Genomic DNA, 629 nt, shown 5'->3' with positions numbered 1-629 from the left:
GGGGGGCGGGCGGGAATCGCGGACCCCCGCGACCCGGGGCGGCGGGGGGGGGCGGGGTTGGGGGGCGGCTGGCCCGACGCCGCGGCGGTGCTGCGCGGCCTCGCCGTGCTCTGGGACCTGGCGCCGGGTGACTCGCGCCTGCTCGAGGTTGCGGCCGGGCTCGGCGCCGACGTCCCGGTCTGCCTCGCCGGCCGCACCGCCTGGCTCGGCGGCGTCGGCGAGCGGCTGGAGCCGGGGCCGGACCTCGCCGGCGTGCCGATCCTGCTGGTCAATCCCGGCGTGCCGCTGTCGACGCCCGACGTGTTCCGGGCCCGGCGCGGCGGCTTCTCGGCCGAGGCCCGCTTCGCCGAGGCGCGGCCGACGCTGGAGCGGCTCTGTGCGCTGCTGGCCGGGCGCGGCAACGACCTGGCCGCGCCGGCGACCGAGCTCGCGCCGGTGGTCGGCGAGGTGCTGGCGGCGCTGGCGGCGCAGCCGGGTTGCCGCCTGGCCCGGATGTCGGGCAGCGGCGCCACCTGCTTCGGCCTGGTCGACACCCCGGCCGCGGCGAAGGCAGCCGCGGCGGCGCTGGCCGGCCGCGGCTGGTGGGCGGTCGCCGCGGCGCTGCTGTAACCCGTCGCAGCCTCCCGGAC

1 pseudogene is annotated in these 629 nt (G+C 81.4%); it reads left to right on the top strand.

What is annotated here, in order from left to right:
* A pseudogene (locus ACTOWL_RS38010) lies at positions 1–609 on the top strand (4-(cytidine 5'-diphospho)-2-C-methyl-D-erythritol kinase); the annotation flags it as partial.
* Positions 610–629: the final 20 nt, after the last annotated feature.

Source organism: Inquilinus sp. CA228 (assembly GCF_052078665.1).
Classification (GTDB): Bacteria; Pseudomonadota; Alphaproteobacteria; order DSM-16000; family Inquilinaceae; genus Inquilinus.
The sequence above is the reverse complement of the archived record's forward strand: the minus strand, read 5'-3'. Positions and strand labels throughout refer to the sequence as shown.